21 protein-coding genes are annotated in these 18,851 nt (G+C 51.7%); 4 read left to right on the top strand and 17 right to left on the bottom strand.

The features are described 5' to 3' along the window. Positions 1-109: 109 nt before the first annotated feature. From AC6I8L_RS12930 to metG, 5 genes are all read right to left on the bottom strand, one after another. On the bottom strand, positions 110-1,807 hold the full coding sequence (locus AC6I8L_RS12930; protein ID WP_034824900.1) for an NAD-dependent malic enzyme: 1,698 nt from the start codon (positions 1,805-1,807) through the stop codon (positions 110-112). 160 nt (positions 1,808-1,967) lie between these two features. Next, positions 1,968-2,864: a cytidine deaminase gene (gene cdd / locus AC6I8L_RS12925; RefSeq protein ID WP_058961434.1), complete on the bottom strand. Its 897-nt coding sequence runs from the start codon at positions 2,862-2,864 to the stop codon at positions 1,968-1,970. Positions 2,865-2,988: 124 nt separating this feature from the next. Next, positions 2,989-3,681, bottom strand: a complete 693-nt coding sequence (locus AC6I8L_RS12920; protein WP_058961433.1) for a CidB/LrgB family autolysis modulator — start codon at positions 3,679-3,681, stop codon at positions 2,989-2,991. After that, complete coding sequence (locus AC6I8L_RS12915) at positions 3,674-4,048, bottom strand: CidA/LrgA family protein (protein ID WP_034824894.1); 375 nt, start codon at positions 4,046-4,048, stop codon at positions 3,674-3,676. Before AC6I8L_RS12915 ends, AC6I8L_RS12920 begins: the two co-directional genes overlap by 8 nt. 57 nt (positions 4,049-4,105) lie before the next feature. Continuing rightward, positions 4,106-6,139 carry a methionine--tRNA ligase gene (gene metG, locus AC6I8L_RS12910; protein WP_034824891.1) on the bottom strand — a complete coding sequence of 678 codons (2,034 nt, stop codon included), beginning with the start codon at positions 6,137-6,139 and terminating at the stop codon, positions 4,106-4,108. Between the two features lie 142 nt (positions 6,140-6,281). On the opposite strand from metG, the gene apbC reads away from it, so the two are divergent. Next, positions 6,282-7,394 carry an iron-sulfur cluster carrier protein ApbC gene (apbC, locus tag AC6I8L_RS12905; protein ID WP_058961432.1) on the top strand — a complete coding sequence of 371 codons (1,113 nt, stop codon included), beginning with the start codon at positions 6,282-6,284 and terminating at the stop codon, positions 7,392-7,394. Here the strand turns inward: apbC and AC6I8L_RS12900 are convergent. Further along, positions 7,391-7,843: a GNAT family N-acetyltransferase gene (locus tag AC6I8L_RS12900; protein ID WP_058961431.1), complete on the bottom strand. Its 453-nt coding sequence runs from the start codon at positions 7,841-7,843 to the stop codon at positions 7,391-7,393. The two genes, apbC and AC6I8L_RS12900, sit on opposite strands and share 4 nt — an antisense overlap. Before the next feature lie 255 nt (positions 7,844-8,098). Between AC6I8L_RS12900 and ahpC the strand changes: the two genes are divergently transcribed. Together ahpC and ahpF are read left to right on the top strand one after the other, a co-directional pair. Continuing rightward, positions 8,099-8,662, top strand: a complete 564-nt coding sequence (ahpC, locus tag AC6I8L_RS12895) for an alkyl hydroperoxide reductase subunit C (RefSeq protein WP_034824884.1) — start codon at positions 8,099-8,101, stop codon at positions 8,660-8,662. Between the two features lie 70 nt (positions 8,663-8,732). After that, a complete protein-coding gene (gene ahpF, locus AC6I8L_RS12890) occupies positions 8,733-10,301 on the top strand; it encodes an alkyl hydroperoxide reductase subunit F (RefSeq protein WP_058961430.1) in 1,569 nt (522 codons plus the stop codon). Between the two features lie 791 nt (positions 10,302-11,092). On the opposite strand, the gene AC6I8L_RS12885 is transcribed toward ahpF, so the two are convergent. The 10 genes from AC6I8L_RS12885 to AC6I8L_RS12840 all read right to left on the bottom strand — a co-directional run bounded on the left by AC6I8L_RS12885 (position 11,093) and on the right by AC6I8L_RS12840 (position 15,807). Continuing rightward, positions 11,093-11,995, bottom strand: coding sequence for a GIY-YIG nuclease family protein (locus tag AC6I8L_RS12885; protein ID WP_058961429.1), 903 nt, complete (start codon positions 11,993-11,995; stop codon positions 11,093-11,095). A gap of 51 nt (positions 11,996-12,046) precedes the next feature. Further along, positions 12,047-12,406, bottom strand: coding sequence for a hypothetical protein (locus tag AC6I8L_RS12880; RefSeq protein WP_058961428.1), 360 nt, complete (start codon positions 12,404-12,406; stop codon positions 12,047-12,049). Between the two features lie 73 nt (positions 12,407-12,479). After that, positions 12,480-13,169, bottom strand: a complete 690-nt coding sequence (locus tag AC6I8L_RS12875) for a phage baseplate protein (RefSeq protein ID WP_058961427.1) — start codon at positions 13,167-13,169, stop codon at positions 12,480-12,482. Between the two features lie 218 nt (positions 13,170-13,387). Next, complete coding sequence (locus AC6I8L_RS12870; protein ID WP_167347129.1) at positions 13,388-13,531, bottom strand: hypothetical protein; 144 nt, start codon at positions 13,529-13,531, stop codon at positions 13,388-13,390. Then, positions 13,531-13,737 (bottom strand): hypothetical protein, encoded by a 207-nt coding sequence (locus AC6I8L_RS12865; protein WP_058961426.1) that lies wholly within the window; start codon positions 13,735-13,737, stop codon positions 13,531-13,533. Before AC6I8L_RS12865 ends, AC6I8L_RS12870 begins: the two co-directional genes overlap by 1 nt. Position 13,738: 1 nt before the next feature. After that, a complete protein-coding gene (locus AC6I8L_RS12860) occupies positions 13,739-13,972 on the bottom strand; it encodes a hypothetical protein (protein WP_058961425.1) in 234 nt (77 codons plus the stop codon). Continuing rightward, positions 13,972-14,349 (bottom strand): hypothetical protein, encoded by a 378-nt coding sequence (locus tag AC6I8L_RS12855; protein ID WP_498013933.1) that lies wholly within the window; start codon positions 14,347-14,349, stop codon positions 13,972-13,974. Before AC6I8L_RS12855 ends, AC6I8L_RS12860 begins: the two co-directional genes overlap by 1 nt. 246 nt (positions 14,350-14,595) lie before the next feature. Beyond that, positions 14,596-14,970, bottom strand: a complete 375-nt coding sequence (locus AC6I8L_RS12850) for a hypothetical protein (RefSeq protein ID WP_058961423.1) — start codon at positions 14,968-14,970, stop codon at positions 14,596-14,598. Beyond that, the gene (locus AC6I8L_RS12845) at positions 14,967-15,407 is read right to left on the bottom strand and encodes a hypothetical protein (protein WP_498013932.1); all 441 of its coding nucleotides are present in this window, start codon (positions 15,405-15,407) and stop codon (positions 14,967-14,969) included. The genes AC6I8L_RS12850 and AC6I8L_RS12845 overlap by 4 nt, the downstream gene beginning before the upstream one ends. After that, positions 15,400-15,807: a hypothetical protein gene (locus AC6I8L_RS12840; protein ID WP_498013931.1), complete on the bottom strand. Its 408-nt coding sequence runs from the start codon at positions 15,805-15,807 to the stop codon at positions 15,400-15,402. The genes AC6I8L_RS12845 and AC6I8L_RS12840 overlap by 8 nt, the downstream gene beginning before the upstream one ends. A gap of 409 nt (positions 15,808-16,216) precedes the next feature. On the opposite strand from AC6I8L_RS12840, the gene AC6I8L_RS12835 reads away from it, so the two are divergent. Next, positions 16,217-16,393 (top strand): hypothetical protein, encoded by a 177-nt coding sequence (locus AC6I8L_RS12835; RefSeq protein ID WP_167347128.1) that lies wholly within the window; start codon positions 16,217-16,219, stop codon positions 16,391-16,393. A 534-nt stretch (positions 16,394-16,927) separates the two neighbouring features. Here AC6I8L_RS12835 and AC6I8L_RS12830 read toward each other — a convergent pair. Further along, entirely contained in the window at positions 16,928-18,373 is a 1,446-nt protein-coding gene (locus AC6I8L_RS12830; RefSeq protein WP_058961420.1) for an AAA family ATPase, read from the bottom strand. Positions 18,374-18,851 lie beyond the last annotated feature (478 nt).

The following is an 18,851-nucleotide window of genomic DNA, read 5'->3' as shown; positions in this document are numbered from 1 at the left end:
AAGGATGGCTAAAGGCTACTTGAGGTGGGGTCGCTAAGCAAGTTTACGCCGGTTGGCTGGCGATATTTTAAGCGCAGCCGGTACTGAATTCACCGGCTGCGCTGCCTGATTAGATAGACGTGCGGCGATAATGACGATACTGCGGCAGCCAGAAGTTATTATTCACGGCTTTCGACAGCACATCTTCTGAGGTCACCACGGCCACGCCAGCCAACTGTGCTGCTTTACCCACTTCCATAGCGATCAGCTTCGAAACGCCCTGAATGTGTTTCAATTCTGGCAGCACCGGGCCTTCGCCATCATTCACCAGCGGTGAGCAGTCAGCCAGGGCGCGGCTGGCGGTCATCAGCATCGAATCGGTGATGCGGGTAGCACCGGCGGCAATCACACCCAAACCAATACCTGGGAAGATATAGGAGTTGTTGCACTGGGCAATCGGGTAGGTTTTACCCTTCCAGGTTACCGGTGCAAATGGGCTGCCAGTCGCGACCAGCGCTTCACCGTCGGTCCAGGAGATGATATCCGCTGGAGTGGCTTCAACGCGTGAGGTTGGGTTTGACAGCGGCATCACGATCGGACGCTTGGTGTGCTTATGCATCTCGCGGATGATCTCTTCGGTGAACAGACCCGGCTGACCTGACACACCAATCAGAATGTCTGGCTTCGCGTTGCGCACCACATCCAGCAGTGAAATTGAATCGCTGGTCACATCCCAGTCCTTCAGGTTTTCACTCTTCTGCACCAGTTTGCCCTGGAAATCGAGCAAATTAGGCAGTTTGTCGGTCAACAGACCAAAGCGATCGACCATCATCACGCGGGAACGTGCTTCGTCGTCGCTCAGACCTTCAGATTTCATCTGCGCGATGATCTGCTCAGCGATACCGCAACCGGCGGAACCGGCGCCGAGGAACACCACTTTCTGCTCGCACAGACGGCTGCCTGCGGCACGGCTGGCGGCGATCAGGGTGCCAACGGTAACGGCGGCAGTGCCCTGAATGTCATCGTTAAAGCAGCACACCTCATCGCGATAACGCTCCAGCAGCGGCATAGCGTTCTTCTGCGCGAAGTCCTCAAACTGCAGCAGCACGTTCGGCCAGCGGCGTTTCACTGCCTGGATAAACTCATCAACGAAGGCTTCGTACTCTTCACCGGTGATACGCGGATGGCGCCAGCCCATATACAGCGGGTCATTCAGCAACTGCTGATTGTTAGTACCGACATCCAACACCACGGGCAGGGTATACGCCGGGCTGATCCCGCCACACGCGGTGTACAGCGACAGCTTACCGATTGGGATACCCATACCGCCGATGCCGAGGTCGCCGAGGCCGAGAATACGCTCGCCATCGGTCACCACGATCACTTTCACGTTCTGCTTAGTGGCGTTTTGCAGCATGTCTTCAATGCGATCGCGATTGTTATACGAGATGAAAACACCACGCGCACGACGATAAATTTCAGAGAAGTGTTCACAGGCCGCGCCGACGGTTGGGGTATAAATAATCGGCATCATCTCTTCCAGATGATTATCCAACAGGCGGTAGAACAGCGTTTCGTTGGTGTCCTGGATGTTGCGCAGATAGACGTGCTTGTCGTTATTGTTTTTGAAATCCAGGAACTGACGCCAGGCACGCTCTGCCTGCTCTTCGATGGTTTCAACGGCTTCGGGTAACAGGCCATTGAGGTTAAATTCGTTGCGTTCTTCCAGGGTGAAGGCGCTGCCTTTGTTCAGCAGCGGAAATTCCAGCAGAATCGGACCCGCGTAAGGAATATACAGCGGACGTTTACTTTCGTAGTCGAGTTCCATGCAGTCTTTGCTCCGGTTGCAGTGTTTTCTGACGTGTCACCGGGAAAAGGTAACGCCAGACCTGTTTCTTGTGAAGTAGTTCTGGCGCCCGATCCTATGAGGATTCTTGCAGATGTACAGCTTTTGTTAATAGAAAGTCACAAAAGCGATGAAAGGATCACTAAACTGATGTTTTCGAAACTAAAGTAAGTGAGAAATCTTCACAGCCCAGTGCCGCCAGCGTAGCGCGCGTGGCATCGCGCTGGCTTAACGTGCTGCCCTCACATTCGACTAAAACTGCCTGTTTAATCGTGTCCAGCGCTTCGTTACGCATGTTCATCATAATCAGCGCTGCCTGCAATGGCGGCAAACTTGGATTGAAAGCGGCGTTTTCCGCATAGCGCCCGGTGAAGAGGTTACCGCTCTGGCTGCGCAGGGCCACACCACTGTAGCTGTGACTGTAGGGCGCATGACTGTTGTTCGCCGCCTCAATCGCCGCCTGCTGTAAAGCATCACCTTGTTGAGCGAAGCCGTGATGAATCGGTGTCAGCAGACGTTCCGTGATATTCAGATCGGCGGGGCCAAACGCATCTGGCAGATAATCGCCCAATGTACTCACTGCACGACCTGGCAGACTGATGCGGATCGCCGTGCCGCTGTTAAGCTCGTTCATAAACTGACGGCAGTGGCCGCAAGGCGTGTAATTGACGGTGATGGCATCCAGTTTCTCTTCGCCGTGCAGCCAGGCATGAGTAATGGCGCTTTGCTCCGCATGCACGGTTTGCTGCAGCGGCGCATGTTCGAATTCCATGTTGGCACCGAAATACCAGTGACCACTCACTCCGCGTGAAATCGCACCCACATTGAAGTGAGACACCGGTGCGACCGCACAGCAGGCGGCAATCGGCAGCAGTGCCAGCGCCAGGGCATCATCATCCAGCCCCGTTTCCTGCTTCAGGCGCGCCACGTCTTGCGGGCGCAGTACGCCGTCAAAATCAGCTGCATCCAGCAAAGGATGAATCGCAGTTTGCAAGTCAGCGTGCAGGGCGGAGAAAGCAGCAGTAAATCGTGGATGCATGATGTGATGACCTCATTAACGCGTTAGCGGCGATGCGCCGCCTATGGGGTTATATGTGATCTGTGTCGCTATGACAATGTAAGCTGATTGAGTTGTTTCAACTTTGCGAGATCTCTCGCAAGTTTTAGCCCAACCAGTGCATCAGCAGCGGGAAAAGGAAGGGGGCCAGCAGCGATGTGATAATGCCGCAAATCACTAATGCCAAAGAGCTAAATGCCCCTTCCTGATAATCGATCTCTGCCGCGCGCGCCGTGCCTAAGGCATGCGATGCGTTGCCAATCGCCAGGCCACGTGAAGACTTGCTGTGCACCTTAAACAGATTTAGCAGCATATGGCCGAACACTGCGCCGAGCACGCCGGCAATCAACACGCAGATGGCGCTAATAGCGGGAATGCCGTGCAGCGAACCGGATACCGCCATGGCAATCGGCGTGGTGACGGATTTCGGCATAATCGTCGCGGCAATTTCTGGCGTAGCTCCCATCCACAGCGCAATAGCGGTGCCGGAGACCATCGCGGTGATGCTGCCAATAAAACAGACGCTGATAATGGTTTTCCAGCGCGCGCGAATCTGATGCATTTGCTCATACAGCGGCAAGGCCAGTGCGACCACCGCAGGTTGCAGCAGCTGATTAAGGAAGGTGCTGCCGGCAAAATAGCGGCTATAAGGGATATGGGTGAGCAGCAGGATCGGAATCACAATCGCCATCGCTACCAACAGCGGATTGATGATCGAGATATTGATTTTGGCCGCCAGCTTACGCGCCAGCAGATACGCCACCACGGTGAGCGGCAGTGACCACCAGGCGTCAGTCATGAGGCTGCTCCTTCGGGCGCTGCAAACGTTCGGCGCTCAGGCCAACGATTAACAGCACCATAAAGGTACTTACCACGCAGGAGACGACAATCGGTCCAAATTGTGCGCTCAGGATATCGGTATAACCCATCACGCCGACACTGATCGGGACAAACAGCAGCGCCATATAACGTATCAGCAAATGACAGCCCGGTTTCACCCAACCGACCGGCAGGATTTGCAGCGCCAGCAAGGTAAACAGCAGCAGCATGCCGATAATACTGCCCGGAATGGTAAACGGCAGCAGGGCTGCAATACCGTTTCCGGCATAGAGCGCGGCATAGATAATCACAAAGGCACGCAAATAGTGCCAGCAAGCAGTTAGCACGACAGGCTCCACAACAGAGGGTCGATAAAAAAGCCGCCCTGAAGGCGGCTTGTTCAATTACTTCACCTGCATTCCAGGCTGTGCACCGCTATCAACGGACAACACAAACAGATCTGAACCGCCGGAACCGGCTGACAGCACCATGCCTTCTGAGATGCCGAAACGCATCTTACGCGGTGCCAGGTTAGCGACAATGATGGTCATCTTGCCGACCAGCACTGACGGATCCGGATAGGCCGCGCGAATGCCCGAGAAGATCTGGCGCTTCTCGCCGCCGAGATCCAGCTCCAGACGCAGCAGCTTGTCAGAACCTTCAACCAGCTCGGCTTTCTCGATCAGTGCTACACGCATATCAACTTTAGCGAAATCGTCGATAGTGATGGCCTCGCCAATCGGCGCATCCGCCAGAGGGCCGGTTACTGCTGGCTTGTTCGCCGCAGCTGCATCTTCTTTAGATGCTTCAATCAGGCCTTCAACTTTGGCCATTTCAATACGACCATACAAGGCTTTGAACGGCGCCACATCGTGATCCAGCAGCGGCTGTGCAATCGCATCCCAGCTCAATTCCGTGTTAAGGAAAGCTTCGGTACGCGCACTCAGTGAAGGCAGCACCGGCTTCAGCCAGGTCATCAGAATACGGAACAGGTTGATACCCATTGAGCAGATCGCTTGCAGGTCAGCATCACGGCCTTCCTGTTTCGCCACCACCCACGGTGCCTGCTCATCCACATAGCGGTTAGCGATATCCGCCAGCGCCATGATTTCACGAATCGCGCGGTTGTACTCGCGGCTCGCCCAGGCTTCGCCAATCTTCTCTGAGGCATCGACAAAGGTCTGATACAGCGCGGGATCGGCCAGTTCGCTCGCCAGTTTGCCGCCAAAACGCTTAGTGATGAATCCAGCATTACGGGACGCGAGGTTCACCACCTTGTTGACGATATCGGCATTAACACGCTGCACGAAATCTTCCAGATTCAGGTCGATGTCGTCGATGCGTGAAGAGAGTTTCGCTGCGTAGTAATAACGCAGGCTGTCCGCATCCAGATGCTGCAGCCAGGTGCTGGCCTTAATGAAGGTGCCGCGTGATTTGGACATCTTCGCGCCGTTCACCGTCACATAACCGTGCACGAACAGGTTGGTCGGCTTGCGGAAGTTGCTGCCTTCCAGCATTGCAGGCCAGAACAGGCTGTGGAAGTAAACGATGTCTTTACCGATGAAGTGATACAGCTCGGTAGAAGAATCTTTTTTCCAGAACTCGTCGAAATCGATGTTGCCGCGCTTGTCGCACAGGTTCTTAAAGGAACCCATGTAACCGATTGGCGCATCCAGCCACACGTAGAAGTATTTGCCCGGCGCACCTGGAATTTCGAAGCCGAAATAAGGCGCATCGCGGGAGATATCCCACTGCTGCAAGCCCGATTCGAACCACTCCTGCATTTTGTTCGCCACCTGCTCCTGCAACGCACCTGAACGGGTCCAGGTCTGCAACATCGCGCTGAACGATGGCAAATCGAAGAAGAAGTGCTCTGAATCACGCAGTACTGGCGTCGCGCCAGAGACCACGGATTTAGGATCGATCAACTCGGTTGGGCTGTAGGTCGCGCTGCACACTTCGCAGTTATCGCCGTATTGATCCGGTGACTTACATTTCGGGCAGGTACCTTTCACAAAACGATCGGGCAGGAACATGCCTTTTTCCGGATCGTACAGCTGTGAAATGGTGCGGTTCTTGATAAAACCGTTCTCTTTCAGACGACCGTAGATCAACTCTGACAGCTGACGGTTTTCATCGCCGTGCGTGGAGTGATAGTTGTCGTAGCTGATGTCGAAGCCAGCGAAGTCAGTTTCGTGCTCCTGCTTCATCTCGGCAATCATCTGCTCAGGTGGGATACCGAGCTGTTGTGCTTTCAGCATGATCGGCGTGCCGTGGGCATCGTCTGCGCAGATGAAGTAAACCTGGTTGCCACGCATTCGCTGGTAACGGACCCAAATGTCAGCCTGAATGTGCTCAAGCATGTGACCGAGATGGATAGAACCGTTTGCGTACGGCAGTGCGCACGTTACCAGAATTTTTTTAGCGACTTGAGTCATAGTTTGCGTAGCGTTCCGTGAATAAAAATCGGGCTTAGATGTTACCCGAAGCACCCTCTGGCGTAAACACAACTGGACGGCATCTGATATTATTGAAAGCACATCGCCGATATCTGGCGTGATGAAAACACAAGGAGTTGGGATGACTTCACAATCCCGGGAACATCATTCACCCGAAGCATTGCGCGCGGTGGTTATCGGCGTGCTGAGTGACTTTGAACATCCGACGCTGCATCACAATCTGACGACCTTGAAAGCCCTGCGCCATGTGGCACTTCTGGACGGCAAGCTGCACATCGAGCTGGTGATGCCCTTTGCCTGGGCCTCAGCCTTTGAAGAGCTGAAGGCACAAGTCAGCGCCGAACTGCTGCGTCTCACCCATGCGAGCGCCATCGACTGGCGTTTGCGCCACGACATCGCCACGCTGAAGCGCGTGAAAAATCATCCTGGCGCAACAGGCGTGAAGAACATCATTGCGGTGAGTTCCGGTAAAGGCGGCGTGGGCAAATCCAGCACCGCGGTGAACATGGCGCTGGCGCTGATTGCCGAAGGTGCGAAGGTCGGTATTCTCGATGCCGATATTTACGGCCCGTCGATTCCCAATATGCTCGGCACCGAGAGCCAGCGTCCGACCTCGCCGGATGGCACGCATATGGCGCCGATCATGGCGCACGGACTGGCGACCAACTCGATTGGCTACCTGGTCACCGATGAAAATGCCATGGTGTGGCGCGGCCCGATGGCCAGCAAAGCGCTGATGCAGCTGCTGAACGAGACGATGTGGCCGGATCTGGATTACCTGATTCTCGATATGCCACCGGGCACCGGCGACATCCAGTTGACGCTGGCGCAAAACGTCCCGGTGACGGGCGCGCTGGTTGTCACCACGCCACAGGACATCGCCCTGATTGATGCGCGTAAAGGCATTGTGATGTTCGAGAAGGTCAGCGTGCCGGTGTTGGGGGTGGTGGAGAACATGAGCATTCATATTTGCAGCGAATGCGGCCATCATGAGCCGATTTTTGGCACCGGCGGCGCGCAGAAACTGGTGGCGGATTACCACACGCAGCTGCTGGCGCAACTGCCGCTGCATATCAATCTGCGTGAGGATCTGGATGATGGTGAACCAACGGTGATCCGTCGTCCGGACAGCGAATTCACTGCACTGTACCGTCAGTTAGCCGGACGTGTGGCGGCACAGCTCTATTGGCAAGGTGACGTGATTCCGGCCGATATTGCCTTCCGCGCGGTTTAACGCTTCACTTTTCCGCTGGCGCGCGCCGTCAGCGGAAAATGCATCAGCACATATTTTCCTTGCTCGCTCTCACCGGTGGCTTCACGCTGCCAGCCATGTTTCAGGTAAAACGCCTGCGCTAACTCATTCAGCATCAGACATTTCAGCACGCCGGTTGAAGTAAAACGCTGTTGTACGGCTTCCAGCAAGGCGCTGCCAACGCCACGGCCCTGAAAGTCGGGATCGACATACAGGCTGTGCAGGAAGTTGTCATTAGGAAGGATGCCCGCGAACCCGGCGCGGTGGCCATCGACCAACGCGACTAACACCGTCTCCCCCAAAATCACGCCATCAAGATCTTCCAGTGCCCAATCATCGCCATCCAGCCAGGTCCAGTTGTGACGACGTGCTGCCAGAAACAGTGTGCGCAGAAAAGGGCGGTCGGCTTCCTCAAATAATCGAATGTCCAAGCACGGGCTCCATCATAAACAAGGGTATGTAGCGTGGCGGTCGCTTAAAATGGCAACCTTGGGTAACACTAGCCGACGAAAAAAGATAAAGCCTGTCAAATCATCAGGCTTTCTGTGTAGAATGCCGCGGCAAGCCGCATGGAATCTGGCATCAGCACTTTGATAGCTTTTGATTATCTGATTGATAACGACTGCATATTAGAAGTTGGCCCGGAAAAACTGTAACTTGCATCACATCTTTTAACGGAGGTCACCATGTCCATCATTAATACCAAAATCAAACCATTCAAAAACGCAGCGTTCAAAAACGGCGAATTCATCGACGTAACCGAGAAAGACGTTGAAGGTAAATGGAGTGTATTCTTCTTCTACCCGGCTGACTTCACCTTCGTTTGCCCAACTGAGCTGGGTGACGTGGCAGACCATCACGAAGAACTGCAGAAACTGGGCGTAGACATCTACTCTGTTTCTACTGACACGCACTTTACCCACAAAGCCTGGCACGGTTCTTCCGAAACCATCGCAAAAATCAAATACGCGATGATCGGCGACCCAACTGGCGCACTGACCCGTAACTTCGAAATCATGCGCGAAGACGAAGGTCTGGCAGATCGCGGTACCTTCATTGTTGACCCACAGGGCATCATCCAGGCTATCGAAATCACCGCTGAAGGCATTGGCCGTGACGCATCTGACCTGATCCGCAAAATCAAAGCGGCTCAGTATGTGGCTTCTCACCCAGGTGAAGTTTGCCCAGCTAAATGGAAAGAAGGCGAAGCAACACTGGCTCCATCTCTGGACCTGGTTGGCAAAATCTAAGCAACACCCAGCCATTCGATCTTTCTCAATCGGGTGCTACGGCACCCGATTTTCTTGACAGGAACTCACTATGCTCGATACCAATTTAAAAACACAGCTCAAGGCTTACCTTGAGAAATTAACGAAACCGGTTGAGTTGATTGCCACACTGGATGATGGCGCTAAATCTGCGGAGATCCGTTCTCTGTTAGCCGATATCGCGAGCTTGTCAGAAAAAGTCAGCTTTCGTGAAGAGAATGATCGTCCGGTTCGTAAACCCTCTTTCCTGATCACTAACCCAGGCAGCCAGAGCGGCCCACGCTTCGCCGGTTCGCCAATGGGTCACGAATTTACGTCACTGGTGCTGGCCCTGCTGCAGACCGGTGGACACCCTTCGAAAGAGTCGCAGAGCCTGCTGGAGCAAGTGGTTGCTCTGGACACCGACCTGCATTTCGAAACCTATTACTCGCTGTCATGCCACAACTGTCCTGACGTGGTACAGGCGCTGAACCTGATGGCAGTGCTGAACCCACGCATCAGCCACACCGCCATTGACGGTGGCATGTTCCAGAACGAAATCGCCGAACGTAACGTGATGGGCGTTCCAGCGGTATTTCTGAACGGCAAAGAGTTCGGTCAGGGCCGTCTGAGCCTGGCGGAAATCGTTGGCAAAGTGGACACCAACGCTGAGAAACGTGCAGCAGAAGAGCTGAACAAGCGTGACGCCTATGAAGTGCTGATCGTCGGCAGCGGCCCAGCGGGCGCAGCGGCAGCGATTTACTCCGCACGTAAAGGTATCCGCACTGGCCTGATGGGCGAGCGTTTTGGTGGCCAGGTGCTAGACACCGTGGACATCGAAAACTACATCTCCGTACAGAAAACCGAAGGCGCGAAGTTGGCCGGTTCACTGCGTGCCCACGTCGATGATTACGATGTTGACGTCATCGACACCCAGAGCGCCATTAAGCTGATTCCTGCGGCGAAAGAGGGCGGTCTGCACGCGATTGAAACCGCGTCTGGCGCAGTCCTGAAATCACGCAGCATCATCATTGCCACCGGCGCACGCTGGCGCAACATGGGCGTGCCGGGTGAAGAGCAGTATCGCACCAAAGGCGTGACTTACTGCCCACACTGCGATGGCCCGCTGTTCAAAGGCAAGCGCACGGCGGTGATCGGCGGCGGTAACTCCGGCGTTGAAGCGGCTATCGACCTCGCAGGTCTGGTTGAGCACGTGACGCTGCTGGAATTCGCCAGCGAAATGCGCGCCGACAAAGTGCTGCAGGACAAACTGCGCAGCCTGAAAAACGTCGATGTGATTCTGAATGCGCAGACCACCGAAGTGAAAGGCGACGGCAGCAAAGTGACCGGGTTGAGCTACATCGACCGTAACAACCAGACCAGCCACGAGATCGCGCTGAGCGGCATCTTCGTGCAGATTGGTCTGTTGCCGAACACCACCTTCCTGGAAGGCGCGGTAGAACGTAATAAGATGGGCGAGATCATCATCGACGCCAAATGCGAAACCAGCCTGAAAGGCGTGTTCGCAGCGGGTGACTGCACCACGGTGCCGTACAAGCAGATCATCATCGCCAGCGGTGAAGGCGCGAAAGCCTCACTCAGCGCGTTCGATTACCTGATCCGCACCCAACCGGCTGAATAAGTTTTATTGCGATAGCCACGCAGCCGCCCCGTAACGGATGTTACGGGGCTTTTTTTTGCCTGTTTTTCATCCCAACCAACGGCGTGCTTCCGCATCGCTCACGTCGCGGTAATAAACTTTATGCAAACGTTCGCCGCAACTTTTACATCGAGCTTCAACATGGGTGGAAAAATAGTGGCGACCGGAAGGGCAAATAGCCCCTTTGCGCGAAATTCGAATGTCGTGCCATTTATGGGCGTGCGGAATAAAGCTGAATAATTTTGAGATCATTATCGATTCCGGAATTGGATAGGCAGTGACTCTCTTCAAGTCCGGAGGGGGATTAGGCCTTGCTACGCCTGGCAGGGCGTTGATGTGCATCAATGAATACGAAGGCGCGTGTTGATTAGTCGATTTTTCAGTGATTAGAATAAATCTGGAAAATTCAGAAGAGAGTTAATTAATGATGATAATTGATCGAAACGGCTCTTTTTAATATTTAGCCTGTCGAATTATTTTAACTATTTTGATTTAGTGCCGTTTTCAGCATCCTTCAAACGACCACGATTTACAATCCTTCACGCTCGCCTTATCCTGTATGCGGCATGTTCACCATGCCATGACTCGGGGTGCCCCTGTTAAACAGGGCTGAGATACACCCGCTGACCTGATCTGGATAATGCCAAGCAGCATGATTCACTGTCTGTCTTCCTGCGAAAATCTTTTACCTGTTTCTTTCCCTACCACCAGCCACAGGCAATAAAAACCCGCACAAGGCGGGTCAAAAGTCATAATTTAGCTGTGGGTGTTTGTTATGCATCTAATCCCTCGGCAATAATCTTCTCGACATAAGCAAGCACAGCAGGGGTAGAGTGAAACCATTCAGTAGCACCATTAAAAGCTTTTGCACTCATTGCAGCATTATCAGCTTCAAGCAGTTTATGCGCTCGTGACTCTGCTTCATAAACCGCTTCACCTGAACCTTGTACAGTGATAAGTACTGTAAAAGCCCAAGGAGTAGATCTGGCTAGTTGCGCATGTCGTTGAGATGCATTCTGAGCAATACCAATCTTGATATAGTTACCATCATTAGATTTTAAAATGTAAAGCTCACCGGGTCGTTTTCTGTCAAAACCAAACGTTCTAATTAGATTTAAGCCAGCCTTTGTTGTGATGTTTTTTATTCGTTTTTTTGCCTCCGAAACTAATGCTTTGGCTGATGCTAATTCAATTCTTGCATCATCTAACTCATTATAATTATCTAGCTGATCTTGAATTCGTGATACTAATTCTTCTTTAGGATAAAAGGACTCATAATAAGAAACTTGCCTCTTTATATCTTTAAAGCTTGGCATTTCAACACAGTTACCATCTAGTTGAGCAATGGTGGTAATTAAGCCAATAAAAAATCTGCCCCTTTGGTGAAAAGTACTTTCAACTATAACTAATCCATTGATATCATTGAAGTCTAAAGTGGCGGGTAGACATGTTACTATTTTAGCCCCCTTATACCTTTGTAACTGTTTTGGCGTATCAAATTCAGCAATAATAACTTTTCCGTCAGTCCAAAAAGGTGATTTTTCTCTGCGATGTGTTATTACATAATCACCAAAGACCTTAGAAACGTCCTCTTCTTTCACATTGTAATAATGCTGCCATGTTTCATGGGGGGTTTCCCCTTTCCGCACCCAACTCCAAGTGGATGGAATATTCATTTTTCGTTTCTCACACTAATCAATGTAGTAAATTGGGAAGTATAAAATTAATCACGAGTTTTCAGCAGTGCTTATACGCGCTTCTTCTTCGGTGACGATCTTACACTCGTTGGCGTTCAATCGTGGGATATCAAGCATCTGCTTTTGACAGAAATATGCTGTTTCTCTCACAGCCAGACGCCCATAGTATTCGCCTTTTTCGTGTATTGCCTTACGAACGAAGTCAGCCAGGCCAATACCACTTTCACGATCGCTTATCGCTTGTGCACGGGCTTCTTTTTTAATAGCGGCAACGATGGCGGGGCGGCTGCTTAGTGCTGGGCTGGCTGCTATATATTGTTCAATGGTCACAGCTGATACCGTGCCGGAAAAAATAAACATTCCGGTCATAGCTATAAATTTGTAATTCATAGATGTAACTCCTTTTTTCACCTGTACAAAAAAGCCGCTAGGTGGCGGCTAATTATGCTTATTGGTATGAAGTTTAATTGAGAATGCCAGCCTTTTGGCCCAAGTTTACAATAACGGATTTGCCAGCGCCTGCTTTTAGTTTGTCATAAATACTTGATGAATCACCTTTACCGTTAGCATTCTGCCCGGCATTCACTCCGGCCCCGGCCTTCTGGTTTGCGCTGCCAATCTGATTGCCCTGGATACCCATCCCCGCAGGCACTTTAGCGGTTGCGCTGCTGACGATGTTTATTTTTCGCACGTTGAGTGTGAACGTGATCGCGTCACCAATATCCGGGGTTTGTACCACCTGAATCCCGGTAATCGCCATATTCGAATAGACCTTGCGCTGAGTAGTCAGCGTAAAGAGTTGCTTGGCCTGCCATGCATCCCACAGGGCATTGAACACTAATGACGTTCGCTTTTTACCACTTAGGGCGTGATCCGCAATATTTGTCACGCCGTCAATCAATCCCCGGATAGGTTGATTTGACACGAAGCAATCAAAGGTAAGTTCGACAGGTTTCGGCTGGATGTTGTCGCCCATATTTTCCAGGCCTTCACGCGGAAAGCTGGTTACATCACTTTGCATAGACACGGTTTCATTGTCGATAACGTCAACTGTGATCGCTGACATACCAGCACTCTGAAGGCGAAAATGCTTATCACCCGCATCATGGAACAGAAAGCTAACCTGTTCAGTTATTTTATCAAGAATGCTCATAGTGTTTATCTCTTATGGATAATGATAGGTGGCGGTTGGTAGGGATTAGGCGTTGCTAGTGGGCGTTTTCCTGTGGTTCTGCGGGTAGAGCCAGCGCGGTGCGCTGGCCTGGGCGCTGCTCCGCAGCGCTTAATCACGCCGTGCGTGGCTGACCAGTAACGGATCACCACAGACATACCACGAAGCAACACAGGAAGAAGCCCACAGCGCCCACTATCTCACTTGCCAACAATGTGATTTTTCTTCTTACCACGGCGGAATGCTGCGAAAAGCAACGCATTCAATTCTGCTGGGTTAATTCGCATATCGGGCGCTGGTTTGCGCAGTGATTGTGATTCGTTTTTATCTTGTGGGTTGTTCATCAGCCTTCTCTCTCTAATTTTTTAGCGCCGTCCGCAAAACGCTTAGCCAATTCAGGGTTGCTACCTAATAGCTTCAGCATATCGGCGGATACCGGGCCGCCTGACATAACGGCTTTGCTGGCATCATAGTTGGCTGCATCGCGCTCTGATAAAACCTGCATCGAGACGCGGCCTTTGTTGTCTGTCACCGCTCTTAACTTGCCCATTTTAGATCTCCTGAAGTTTTGTGAATTTCTGGTTTGCGTTGGCGCGCATGGCGACGAAAACCCCTATACGTAATGCTTCGCTGCCGTATTGAGGGTGGTCGCAAGCGATATCATCAATCAGGCAATCAAGCGCCAGTCTTAACGCAGATTCGCTAAGTTCAAACCCGTTTAACCCTTTCTCTGCCAGAATCAGCAAAATTTCCTCGCGGGTGGCTTGTTCAATTAACGTTTTCATTACGGATTGCTCAAGTTAATAAGCCACAGCCCAGCGTGGGGGCGAAAAGAAAGCCGCGCTTTACCTTTGCCTAATTTTTTATGCGCCGTCTGCAATTGGCGTTGAAAGCTATTGTGCGGAACACAAGGCACAGTCATATATTCGCCATCATCGCTTTGAAGCCATTTAATTAAAGCCTCGGCGACAGCCTTTTGACTTGAATATATCCAATTGCCGGGTTCTAGTGGGTACTCACGGTCGCCAGCCTCAATGCGTTCCTGAATTATTTCCAATTCGAGTTCGGCATCAGAAAGCTTGCCAGCGCGCTGGCGTAGGGCACGGCTTTCCTGTGGGTCATGGGCGGCGGCATGATTAAAAGCGCTGTAGTTTTGCGGCATGGCTTAACCTTTCATGGATAAATTTGATTGGGTTGGCTGCGACACTTGCGACACCCGGCAGTCGCGTTCCGGGGATTTGAGATATTTTCGAGTTACCAACTTTGCGCAAGTTGATAATTACCTTCTACGCTTCCTGAAATAAAAGTCACGAAATAAAATTCGTTTTTTGCGAAAATTATTTAGCCTTTAAATAAGTGACAACCAAATATTATTTAAATGGTTGTCACTTAATAGAGTGGAAAGGTATTAGCAGTTACCGAAGCGGGGATCGTTACTGACGTAAGCGCGGGATGCGCGTTCCGGTGGCGGGCGGCATCCAATAACTTTACTGGCGGCGATCTTCTTCTCTCCATACCAGGCGATAAAATCCAGTGCCAGCCGAACACGGGAAGGTGTGGCGCGCTCTCTCGCTGTGGGTATGTGCTCGTTCAAAAGGCGCTGAAGTTCTTTAACGTCTGATCGCGTCAGCCAGTGCCATTCTTTATCGGCCCGGAACTTCCAGGCAATTTCTACGCCTTTGCCTTCGATATACAGCGCCTCAACGAAATCGCGCAGATTGTTATAAATCCAGGATGGCGGCACAGTGCCATTCGTGTATGTGATATCGATTAGTGTTGTCACGCCTTATCCCCTTCGGATAACGCCAGGTAGGGCAGGGAAAGGAAATAGGCGCATAAGTTCGCCACATCCCGCATTTTCATACCTGATTGAATTGCGGTCATGCTGCGGTTTTCCCACCATTCCGCCCTCTGAGTTAAGTCCAGGAAGTACACCCAACCAAGATTTTGTTTGTGCCAGGCGCGCAGGTCTTCGCCAATCTCTGTGTCTTCAGCGAGCAATGCCCGGAAAGCTGGATTGCGCTCGATTTGGGATGCCTGTTTCTGGCCTCCGGGTGGCAAGTCGCCCCATTGAATGCGTAATTCATCAGTGGTTGCAAACGTCCAGCGCTGCATATGACGATCGTAAGCGGCGTCAGGGGGCAGGTGAGCGGGCCTTTTGCGGCGGCGCATTGCTGCGATCTGGTTAGGCACGCCACGGGGCTGGAAAAGATTACTCATCGCTTTCACCATCCATTTGTTTTTTTAGTTCGTGCAACTGATCCCGCAGTTCCTGAGAAATGATTGAGCGGTTAGTGCTGTTGAGGCTGTTGATTAGGGTGGCGGCGGTGTCAGGTGCAAGTCTGCCGGATGCTGTGGCAATCATTACTTGGTTGATGATATCCAGCAGATCCGAGCCGGTTTTGATGGTGAACTTAACCGGGGGCACTACTGGTTTCGGCTTACCTTTAACAAGCTCCACAAAGCGTAATGCGCGCGTGAAAGCTGTATCAGTAATTGCTTTCTGACCTTCATCCAGCGGCACATGCCCCAGACCTTGCAAGATAGTCTTTTCAGCAGCAGGCAGACCAGCCATCAGCGGATTTGCCCCGGTGCGGCGGCGTTTTACTGGTTCCATCATGGTGCTCCATGCGCGCGCAGGCGCTAGGTTTTGAGTGAATGGAAAGGTTTATCCGGCTGCTTAATTTAGTAACTTATTGATTTACATGCTTCGCCACTTCTTCGCCACGTATGGCGTAAGGTTTGCTGCTGTTTAAATAAGAGCGAATAAGCCACTTTAAGCCCCGTTTAAGGTGCTTTTTACGCCCGTTTAGCCCGCTGACCTAATCTGCAATTTCTTACGCCACACGTGTGTTTGGCGTGGCGTAAGACTGTCGTGATAAGTGACTGCCAGAAAATTGAATGTTTCTGCACCTTCAGGAAGGCGGATAAAACGCATTGAGAGAGGCGCTAAAAATGGCTATGCATTGGGATGACTTAGTCTTTGATTTAGAGTATTTGGCGGTGTGCGTGCGCGCTGGTGGGGTGAAATGAAAAACCCGCACAAGGCGGGTTTTATGGGAAGTGCTATTCAGGTAATGATGTTTGCCAGCCCATCCCATAGTTACCAGTTTCACGAAGCCATTCCTGACCACAATGGCGGCATTCGTAATAACGTTCATCAGCACTTTTGCCATGATAAGAGCCAGATAGACCATGCTCTTTGAATCTCATGGCGGCAATTGGTTGATCGTGGCGTCCGGTTGGTTGCTTGTTGCACTCTTCACATGCCATTGGCGCTGTCTCCGGTTGTTGTGGTTGTCACTTTCGAATCTATCAGGGGAAGAGCCTCAATCCAACGGAACTTTAGGTGTTCTAGTGATGGTGGGATTTAGGCGGCGGGTAGAGCCAGCGAGGTGCGCTGGCCTGGGAAACGCCTCCGGCGTTTCTTCTCACGCCGTCATATCAGGCTATGACATTACCCATTAGTGATAATCCTACGCCAAACACTGATTTAGCGTGTGGCGTAAGAAAAGAAAATTTACTTTAAAATCAATCGGATTTTTTACGCCACACGTATGGCGTAAGCGTATGGCGTAGACGTTGACCGACAATCCAGGACGACAACAAAAATAAAGGGGCAATTAAGCCCATATTTTTGTCTGTTGTACCACTGCTAAATGAGAAAGATTCTTACGCCAAATTCTTACGCCACACGTTCTTTTCCTATAGCGTGTGGCGTGGCGTAAGATGGTTAAAATTTAATCACCTTCAGAAATGCTCTGCCACATTGCGCGCCCCGGTGAAGGATGTTTTACCCGGATTAAGTAAGCCGTTTTCTGGCCTGGCTCATATCCGGGTAATGCCACCTCGCCAGAATCGCGCAAACTTGCGATGACTCGGACAGCAGTTCTTTCCGGCAAGCCTTCATCTTCAAGGCGCTTTTTCAGCGCGCTCGACATAATTTCGCCTTCTTCACGAACAATATTCAAAGCGTGATCAAGTTTCGCATCACGCTGTTCTTTGCGCTGCTGGTTGACGCCATCCAAAGCCGCTTTCTTTTCGTCCACCTGCTCGAAAGGTGCCAGTGCGATTGATTCAATGACAGCGGCGTGCGTTTGCGGGTTGCTCGGCAGTTCATAACGCTGATCGCCTTCACGCAGTTCCGTGGCGCACGGAAGGCATTCATCAAACCATTCGTTCATTTCCTTGTGATGCGCTGCGATCTCGCTGTTTGGTACAACCTGTACCGATTTCATGCGATAGCCCCACCGGGTGCCAGTGCAAATGCCTGCACCGCGCTTTTTCGTGATGGTAGCGTTCAATTCGCTGCGGTTGGCTTTATCCGGTACAGATACGTTCAGGCCAAAACGGATAGAACCGCCCAGCGCACCGCCACCAGCCAGGCTGAATGGATCGGCTTTATTCGGGTGGTGGATCATGATGCAAGCAGTGTCGCAACGGCGGGCGATGTAACGCATCACCAAGGCCAGATATCCCATGTCTGTATTGTCATTTTCCGTCATCTTATCACCGCCTCGCGTGCTCGCAGCCATGACCATGCGAAGGGTATCAAACACGATTGCGCCGATCTGCTCTCCACCAGCAAGGGATTTAACGCTATCACAGAAGGCATCAACCTTAGACAGATCGCCAAAGTCAGGGCACTGCTCAATAACGTGGAAGCGTTCGGCTACGCTTTTCCCGGCGTTGTAGGTGAGTTCATTACCCTTCAGAATCTGCAAAGGCTCCGAACCTTCCAGATCCACATAAACGAAGTGGCTACGCTTAACGCGCTGCCCAAAGAACTGGCGTCCTGATGCGATGCAGAAACCCAGGTGGATGGCTAATGTTGATTTACCTGCGTTTGGTTCCCCGGCGATTACTCCATGTGCGCCAGTTTCGAAAAAGTTTTCTACCAGTGGGCGGAATGGCACTGGCGGCAGGTCATCCAGTACGGATTCAAGATCGGTCTTTTTGGATTTAGCTCTGATGTGAGTGACATTAGACGGCGCGTTGTCTGCACCCGCCTGGAAGAACGTCAGGCGAGCGTTGCGCATGGAATCGCCCAGCAATTCAAATTTATCGTAATCTTGATTAAGTTCGGCGAGCGCGATAACAGATTCAATCTGTGACCATTGTTCTAGCGAGCGCCCAAAGTGAATGTCAGTTTTTGAAGAATTGGCCTGGCTATTTTCTGTGCTCATGATAGGATCATCCTGTATTCGTAATTCCCGCTTAGGCGCGCCAACGCCGATGATAGCGGGATTTTTTTTGCCTGTTTTTCAGGCTCCCAATAAGCGAAAAGCCGGAAATCATCAGGGGGTGGTTGCGGCACTCACCCTGACAAAATCCGGCCTTCGCTGCGCCCGCAACGGGCAGCGCTGGAAGTTTTAACACCTGTATGACGTTTAAATGAAATCTGAAACGTCATGTATTACGCATAATGGCGATGATCTTTTTGCAATGAGATTCGATATTGATGCAAAAAGTGAAACGCCATTGCGCAGTGATGAAATGCTTCGTTAATTCCACCAGCCACAAAAAAGCCCGCAATTTGCGGGCCTTGTCTTAATCCGGGGTGGGTAGTATTAGCAGGTGTGCTAATCCGTCATTCCGGTGTTAACGTATGACGGTCTTGATATATCGCTGTAGTGTCGTGAACCCTGGCCGGGTGTCTCTGGT

The sequence above is a fragment of the Type-E symbiont of Plautia stali genome, from assembly GCF_059731115.1.
This window is presented reverse-complemented; position numbering and strand designations above follow the sequence as displayed.

Coding starts and splice junctions, on each gene's coding strand:
- metG (WP_034824891.1), bottom strand. CDS start 6,139: ATGACTCAAGTCGCTAAAAAAATTCTGGTAACGTGCGCACTGCCGTAC.
- AC6I8L_RS12885 (WP_058961429.1), bottom strand. CDS start 11,995: ATGAATATTCCATCCACTTGGAGTTGGGTGCGGAAAGGGGAAACCCCC.
- cdd (WP_058961434.1), bottom strand. CDS start 2,864: ATGCATCCACGATTTACTGCTGCTTTCTCCGCCCTGCACGCTGACTTG.
- AC6I8L_RS12870 (WP_167347129.1), bottom strand. CDS start 13,531: ATGAACAACCCACAAGATAAAAACGAATCACAATCACTGCGCAAACCA.
- AC6I8L_RS12845 (WP_498013932.1), bottom strand. CDS start 15,407: ATGAGTAATCTTTTCCAGCCCCGTGGCGTGCCTAACCAGATCGCAGCA.
- AC6I8L_RS12880 (WP_058961428.1), bottom strand. CDS start 12,406: ATGAATTACAAATTTATAGCTATGACCGGAATGTTTATTTTTTCCGGC.
- apbC (WP_058961432.1), top strand. CDS start 6,282: ATGACTTCACAATCCCGGGAACATCATTCACCCGAAGCATTGCGCGCG.
- AC6I8L_RS12855 (WP_498013933.1), bottom strand. CDS start 14,349: ATGCCGCAAAACTACAGCGCTTTTAATCATGCCGCCGCCCATGACCCA.
- AC6I8L_RS12920 (WP_058961433.1), bottom strand. CDS start 3,681: ATGACTGACGCCTGGTGGTCACTGCCGCTCACCGTGGTGGCGTATCTG.
- AC6I8L_RS12835 (WP_167347128.1), top strand. CDS start 16,217: ATGAAAAACCCGCACAAGGCGGGTTTTATGGGAAGTGCTATTCAGGTA.
- AC6I8L_RS12875 (WP_058961427.1), bottom strand. CDS start 13,169: ATGAGCATTCTTGATAAAATAACTGAACAGGTTAGCTTTCTGTTCCAT.
- AC6I8L_RS12930 (WP_034824900.1), bottom strand. CDS start 1,807: ATGGAACTCGACTACGAAAGTAAACGTCCGCTGTATATTCCTTACGCG.
- ahpC (WP_034824884.1), top strand. CDS start 8,099: ATGTCCATCATTAATACCAAAATCAAACCATTCAAAAACGCAGCGTTC.
- AC6I8L_RS12860 (WP_058961425.1), bottom strand. CDS start 13,972: ATGAAAACGTTAATTGAACAAGCCACCCGCGAGGAAATTTTGCTGATT.
- AC6I8L_RS12830 (WP_058961420.1), bottom strand. CDS start 18,373: ATGAGCACAGAAAATAGCCAGGCCAATTCTTCAAAAACTGACATTCAC.
- AC6I8L_RS12865 (WP_058961426.1), bottom strand. CDS start 13,737: ATGGGCAAGTTAAGAGCGGTGACAGACAACAAAGGCCGCGTCTCGATG.
- ahpF (WP_058961430.1), top strand. CDS start 8,733: ATGCTCGATACCAATTTAAAAACACAGCTCAAGGCTTACCTTGAGAAA.
- AC6I8L_RS12840 (WP_498013931.1), bottom strand. CDS start 15,807: ATGATGGAACCAGTAAAACGCCGCCGCACCGGGGCAAATCCGCTGATG.